The sequence below is a fragment of the Acinetobacter sp. 1000160 genome (assembly GCF_000588715.1).
Lineage (GTDB): Bacteria > Pseudomonadota > Gammaproteobacteria > Pseudomonadales > Moraxellaceae > Acinetobacter > Acinetobacter courvalinii.
The window spans coordinates 146,124-153,270 of the sequence record NZ_JFWP02000011.1; the positions used below are offsets into that span (position 1 = coordinate 146,124).

The 7,147-nt window shown below is 46.0% G+C and carries 1 protein-coding gene, 2 tRNA genes and 3 rRNA genes; all 6 read right to left on the bottom strand.

Translation table 11 applies throughout. The annotated features are described in order from the left end of the window. Window positions 1-39: 39 nt before the first annotated feature. The 6 genes from J699_RS01395 to J699_RS01370 all read right to left on the bottom strand — a co-directional run bounded on the left by J699_RS01395 (window position 40) and on the right by J699_RS01370 (window position 7,129). Window positions 40-1,464 (bottom strand): hypothetical protein, encoded by a 1,425-nt coding sequence (locus J699_RS01395; protein ID WP_032871310.1) that lies wholly within the window; start codon window positions 1,462-1,464, stop codon window positions 40-42. A gap of 323 nt (window positions 1,465-1,787) precedes the next feature. After that, window positions 1,788-1,902 (bottom strand): 5S ribosomal RNA (gene rrf, locus J699_RS01390). Between the two features lie 158 nt (window positions 1,903-2,060). Then, window positions 2,061-4,953: ribosomal RNA gene (locus J699_RS01385) — 23S ribosomal RNA — on the bottom strand. A gap of 373 nt (window positions 4,954-5,326) precedes the next feature. Next, window positions 5,327-5,402 (bottom strand) — tRNA-Ala (locus tag J699_RS01380). Between the two features lie 54 nt (window positions 5,403-5,456). After that, window positions 5,457-5,533 (bottom strand) — tRNA-Ile (locus J699_RS01375). A gap of 59 nt (window positions 5,534-5,592) precedes the next feature. Then, window positions 5,593-7,129 (bottom strand): 16S ribosomal RNA (locus tag J699_RS01370). The 16S, 23S and 5S rRNA genes sit together here with 2 tRNA genes alongside, the layout of an rRNA operon. Window positions 7,130-7,147: the final 18 nt, after the last annotated feature.

Genomic DNA, 7,147 nt, shown 5'->3' on the forward strand with positions numbered 1-7,147 from the left:
ATAAAAAAAGGAAGCGTTTTCAGCTTCCCTTTTCTTCAATTAATTTTGATTACTACAATCGACACCTTGTCCATATGGGCTAACATCAAATGGCATGCCAGCAGGATTATCCATATCTGTTTTTAAAGCAGTTAAAGTATATGGAATGTTAGAGATAACTTTACGACCAGATAATTGTGTTGTCGCGATAATATTAACTCTATGCCAATTTGCATATCTTCTTAAATAACGAATCTGGAAATCAAATTTACCCGTTGCATCAGTCGTATAAGTCACGGTCCCATCACTAGAAACAGTTGGGGCTACAAATGACGTTGGTAATTGAACAAAATCTGGCGCTGGAACTGCAACTGTAATTGGACAATAAGTATATGGCAGGACAAGTTGACGTGTTGCACTTGGCTTCGCATCTGGATTGTAAACGAAACTGCCTTTTGCATAGCTTAAATTATTAATTGACATTACTACAGGTTGAGAAGCAATTGGCTTACCATCAATATTCGTTACTTGTACAGAAACAGATTCCGTGTAGTACGTACCATCTGCACTAGTTTGTAATTGTCCAGAATTACCGAAGGTGATATTTGCAATTGGTTGCTCAACTTGGGCAGCTGAAACATTTAAGGTAATGGTTTGTTTTGACGTTACCCCATTACTATCAGTTAATGCAGCATTAATCACGATACCACTCGCAATTAAGCTAGCTGCTTGAGCAGACTTATTCGGTAATAAAATTGTGAAATTTGCATTTCCTGTTGCATCAGTTACACCAGTTGATGGACCGTTAATTGTCACACCATTTGTTTTATAATCAGGAATACTTAAAACAACATTTTGCCCAGCAACACCACCACCATTTTTGTCTACGGCTTTTACAGTGATAACTGCATTATCGCCAGTTACAAGTAATGTTGGTTTATTAGAAGTAATATTTAAACTATATTGTGCAGTCTCAGATACTGGAGCTGAATTATCCACTACATTAAGTATAAAAGATTGAATGGTTATTTTCTTTGTCGCATCAGTAAAACTACCTTTAACCATTACTCCATTTGCAATCAAATCATTCAATTGTGCTTGGCTCAGATTTTTAGGTAATTTCACTGTGAAATTTGCATTTCCTGTACTATCGGTTACAGCAGAAGAAGCCCCATCAATAGTGACATTCGTAGAGGCTGTATCCTGAATAGATAACTGGACGGTTTGATTTGCAACACCACCACCATTTACATCAACTAACTTCAATGTAATTACTGCACTATCACCCGAAGTAACCAATGTTGGTTTTGAACTTGTAATGATAATATGATAATTCGTCGCAACCGGAGTTTCGACTACTGGCGTATCAGTATTTCCAGAAGATGAGCCTGTACTACCATAATATCCGTCTCCCCCTCCACAGTTAGCTAATAGCACTGACAAAGCAATCGCCGACAACTTTAAAGTAAGTTGCTTTTTATTCATGATCATTCCTTTTTGTCCCCGATCAAATCCCCTAACGGAATTAGACTTTTCATTATAAAAATATGCCTAATGTAACCATAATATAGATTTTGTGTAAATATAGTTTATCTTCAAGTAAAGATTATTAAAGTGATGCCAATCAAACTATTTGTAAGAATCGAGAATTATGTTAGGACTTTTAACAAATAAATTTTTTACTTAAAAGAAATAAAGGTTGCTCTGAGATAAATATTCCAAAAGAAATATAATTTAATAAACCAACTTATTTTTCCCCGCAATAAAAAACACCCCTAACCGTTAGGTTAGGGGTGTTTAGATTTAAAAGCTGGCGATGACTTACTCTCACATGGCAAGTGCCACACTACCATCAGCGCTAAGAGGTTTCACTTCTGAGTTCGGGAAGGGATCAGGTGGTTCACTCTTGCTATTGTCGCCAGCAAACTGTTTTGGTTTTGGGTGGTCTTACGTTTTTTGCCACTTAGTACCGAAAGAGTTATTAACGGATTAGTTAATTGAGTCGTATTGTAACTAGTTTTGACACTAAATCAAGTTATGTATTGAATTTATCTTGAATACAACAACTGTTTGGGTGTTGTATAGTCAAGCCTCACGAGCAATTAGTATTGGTCAGCTTCACACGTCACCGTGCTTCCACACCCAACCTATCAACGTCCTAGTCTCGAACGGCTCTTTAGAGGAATAAATTCCTAGGGAAATCTTATCTTGAGGTAGGCTTCCCGCTTAGATGCTTTCAGCGGTTATCCCTTCCGAACATAGCTACCCGGCGATGCGACTGGCGTCACAACCGGTACACCAGAGGTTCGTCCACTCTGGTCCTCTCGTACTAGGAGCAGATCCTCTCAAATTTCCAGCGCCCACGGTAGATAGGGACCGAACTGTCTCACGACGTTCTAAACCCAGCTCGCGTACCTCTTTAAATGGCGAACAGCCATACCCTTGGGACCTGCTTCAGCCCCAGGATGAGATGAGCCGACATCGAGGTGCCAAACACCGCCGTCGATATGAACTCTTGGGCGGTATCAGCCTGTTATCCCCAGAGTACCTTTTATCCGTTGAGCGATGGCCCTTCCATACAGAACCACCGGATCACTAAGACCTACTTTCGTACCTGCTCGACTTGTGGGTCTCGCAGTTAAGCGCGCTTTTGCCTTTATACTCTACGCGTGATTTCCGACCACGCTGAGCGCACCTTCGTACTCCTCCGTTACTCTTTAGGAGGAGACCGCCCCAGTCAAACTACCCACCAGACATGGTCCTCGCCCCGGATTACGGGGCAGAGTTAGAACCTCAACATTACCAGGGTGGTATTTCAAGGACGGCTCCATTAGAACTAGCGTTCTAACTTCAAAGCCTCCCACCTATCCTACACAAGTAAGGTCAAAGTTCAATGTCAAGCTGCAGTAAAGGTTCACGGGGTCTTTCCGTCTAGCCGCGGGTACACTGCATCTTCACAGCGATTTCGATTTCACTGAGCCTCTGCTGGAGACAGCGCCGCCATCATTATGCCATTCGTGCAGGTCGGAACTTACCCGACAAGGAATTTCGCTACCTTAGGACCGTTATAGTTACGGCCGCCGTTTACTGGGGCTTCGATCAAGAGCTTCGCTTACGCTAACCCCATCAATTAACCTTCCAGCACCGGGCAGGCATCACACCCTATACGTCCACTTTCGTGTTTGCAGAGTGCTATGTTTTTAATAAACAGTTGCAGCGGCCTGGTTTCTGTGGCTGCCAACAGCTCAGGGAGCAAGTCCCATCACCGTCAGCAGCGTACCTTCTCCCGAAGTTACGGTACCATTTTGCCTAGTTCCTTCAGCAGAGTTCTCTCAAGCGCTTTGGTCTACTCGACCTGACCACCTGTGTCGGTTTCGGGTACGATTCCTGTGTAACTGAAGCTTAGAGACTTTTCCTGGAAGCATGGTATCAGCCACTTCACTGTACAAGTACAGCTTGCTATCAGCTCTCAGCATAGAGCACCCCGGATTTGCCTAAGATGCATGCCTACAGCCTTCCACCTGGACAACCAACGCCAGGCTGACTTAACCTTCTCCGTCCTCTCATCGCATTACACAGAAGTATTGGAATATTAACCAATTTCCCATCGACTACGCCTCTCGGCCTCGCCTTAGGGGTCGACTCACCCAGCCCCGATTAACGTTGGACTGGAACCCTTGGTCTTTCAGCGAACGGGTTTTTCACCCGTTTTGTCGTTACTCACGTCAGCATTCGCACTTCTGATACCTCCAGCATACTTCTCAATACACCTTCATCGGCTTACAGAACGCTCCCCTACCACGTATACTAAAGTATACATCCGCAGCTTCGGCACATAGTTTTAGCCCCGTTACATCTTCCGCGCAGGCCGACTCGACTAGTGAGCTATTACGCTTTCTTTAAAGGGTGGCTGCTTCTAAGCCAACCTCCTAGCTGTCTATGCCTTCCCACATCGTTTCCCACTTAACTATGATTTTGGGGCCTTAGCTGGCGGTCTGGATTGTTTTCCTCTTGACTACGGACGTTAGCACCCGCAGTCTGTCTCCCGGATAGTACTCATTGGTATTCGGAGTTTGCATCGGTTTGGTAAGTCGGGATGACCCCCTAGCCGAAACAGTGCTCTACCCCCAATGGTATTCGTCCGAGGCGCTACCTAAATAGCTTTCGGGGAGAACCAGCTATCACCAGGCTTGATTAGCCTTTCACCCCTATCCACAAGTCATCCCCTGGCTTTTCAACGACAGTGGGTTCGGTCCTCCAGTTAGTGTTACCCAACCTTCAACCTGCTCATGGATAGATCGCCTGGTTTCGGGTCTATACCCAGCAACTAAACGCCCTATTAAGACTCGATTTCTCTACGGCTCCCCTATGCGGTTAACCTTGCTACTGAATATAAGTCGCTGACCCATTATACAAAAGGTACGCAGTCACACCACGAAGGTGCTCCCACTGCTTGTATGCATGCGGTTTCAGGATCTATTTCACTCCCCTCACAGGGGTTCTTTTCGCCTTTCCCTCACGGTACTGGTTCACTATCGGTCAGTCAGGAGTATTTAGCCTTGGAGGATGGTCCCCCCATATTCAGACAAGGTTTCACGTGCCTCGCCCTACTCGTCATCATTATGTGTGCCCTTTCGTGTACGGGAATATCACCCTCTACGTTCGCACTTCCCAGAGCGTTCCACTAGAACACACATAACTTAATGGGCTGCTCCCCGTTCGCTCGCCGCTACTAAGGGAATCTCAATTGATTTCTTTTCCTAAGGGTACTGAGATGTTTCACTTCCCCTCGTTCGCTTCATAAGCCTATGTATTCAGCTTATGATACCCGCCTTTTAGCGGGTGGGTTCCCCCATTCAGAAATCTCCGGATCAAAGGATATTTGCCGCCTCCCCGGAGCTTTTCGCAGGCTATCACGTCTTTCATCGCCTCTGACTGCCAAGGCATCCACCACATGCACTTAATTACTTGACTATACAACCCCAAACAGTCGTTACACCTACAAGTGGGTGTAGCAACAGAATCAATGTAAACATTAATTCATACAGCTTGTTGTTTCGTGAACTTAATCACCGTACAGCTTCAATCTAAATTCATATACCAAAACGCTTGATTCAGTGTTTTTGCTAGTTCTCATTTCATTCAACTTAAACATCGAAATGTTTAAATCAAAGAATGAGTGAACAATTTATTTCAGACTCAATTCTACTAATCTGTTAATGATTAACTACCACCTCGTCGGTGCGTAGTAAACTGTGATAAATCACAGAGATTAATAAACCAGTCAACTTGGACTGTATTCACTAAACTCTATAATCTATTTAGCTCAGAATTACTAAGTAATTCATGGTGGAGACTAGGAGAGTCGAACTCCTGACCTCCTGCGTGCAAAGCAGGCGCTCTACCAACTAAGCTAAGTCCCCAGCTTAAAATCATAATGAACGATATATCTCAATCTCAGCTTCAGCTATCAGATTTGGTGGGTCTGACAAGACTTGAACTTGTGACCCCACGCTTATCAAGCGTGTGCTCTAACCAACTGAGCTACAGACCCTCAGATACATCTTCGAAGAACAACTTGTTGTGGATTCTTACCGGTCACCAATCTTTCGTTAAGGAGGTGATCCAGCCGCAGGTTCCCCTACGGCTACCTTGTTACGACTTCACCCCAGTCATCGGCCACACCGTGGTAACCGCCCTCTTTGCAGTTAGGCTAGCTACTTCTGGTGCAACAAACTCCCATGGTGTGACGGGCGGTGTGTACAAGGCCCGGGAACGTATTCACCGCGGCATTCTGATCCGCGATTACTAGCGATTCCGACTTCATGGAGTCGAGTTGCAGACTCCAATCCGGACTACGATCGGCTTTTTGAGATTAGCATCCTATCGCTAGGTAGCAACCCTTTGTACCGACCATTGTAGCACGTGTGTAGCCCTGGCCGTAAGGGCCATGATGACTTGACGTCGTCCCCGCCTTCCTCCAGTTTGTCACTGGCAGTATCCTTAAAGTTCCCATCCGAAATGCTGGCAAGTAAGGAAAAGGGTTGCGCTCGTTGCGGGACTTAACCCAACATCTCACGACACGAGCTGACGACAGCCATGCAGCACCTGTATCTAGATTCCCGAAGGCACCAATCCATCTCTGGAAAGTTTCTAGTATGTCAAGGCCAGGTAAGGTTCTTCGCGTTGCATCGAATTAAACCACATGCTCCACCGCTTGTGCGGGCCCCCGTCAATTCATTTGAGTTTTAGTCTTGCGACCGTACTCCCCAGGCGGTCTACTTATCGCGTTAGCTGCGCCACTAAAGCCTCAAAGGCCCCAACGGCTAGTAGACATCGTTTACGGCATGGACTACCAGGGTATCTAATCCTGTTTGCTCCCCATGCTTTCGTACCTCAGCGTCAGTATTAGGCCAGATGGCTGCCTTCGCCATCGGTATTCCTCCAGATCTCTACGCATTTCACCGCTACACCTGGAATTCTACCATCCTCTCCCATACTCTAGCTTCCCAGTATCGAATGCAATTCCCAAGTTAAGCTCGGGGATTTCACATCCGACTTAAAAAGCCGCCTACGCACGCTTTACGCCCAGTAAATCCGATTAACGCTCGCACCCTCTGTATTACCGCGGCTGCTGGCACAGAGTTAGCCGGTGCTTATTCTGCGAGTAACGTCCACTCATCTTAGGTATTAACTAAGAGAGCCTCCTCCTCGCTTAAAGTGCTTTACAACCAAAAGGCCTTCTTCACACACGCGGCATGGCTGGATCAGGCTTGCGCCCATTGTCCAATATTCCCCACTGCTGCCTCCCGTAGGAGTCTGGGCCGTGTCTCAGTCCCAGTGTGGCGGATCATCCTCTCAGACCCGCTACAGATCGTCGCCTTGGTAGGCCTTTACCCCACCAACTAGCTAATCCGACTTAGGCTCATCATTTAGCGCAAGGTCCGAAGATCCCCTGCTTTCTCCCGTAGGACGTATGCGGTATTAGCATTCCTTTCGGAATGTTGTCCCCCACTAAATGGCAGATTCCTAAGCATTACTCACCCGTCCGCCGCTGGGTCAGTTACCGAAGCAACCTTCCCCGCTCGACTTGCATGTGTTAAGCCTGCCGCCAGCGTTCAATCTGAGCCATGATCAAACTCTTCAGTTTAAAATCATTAGTAGCTTA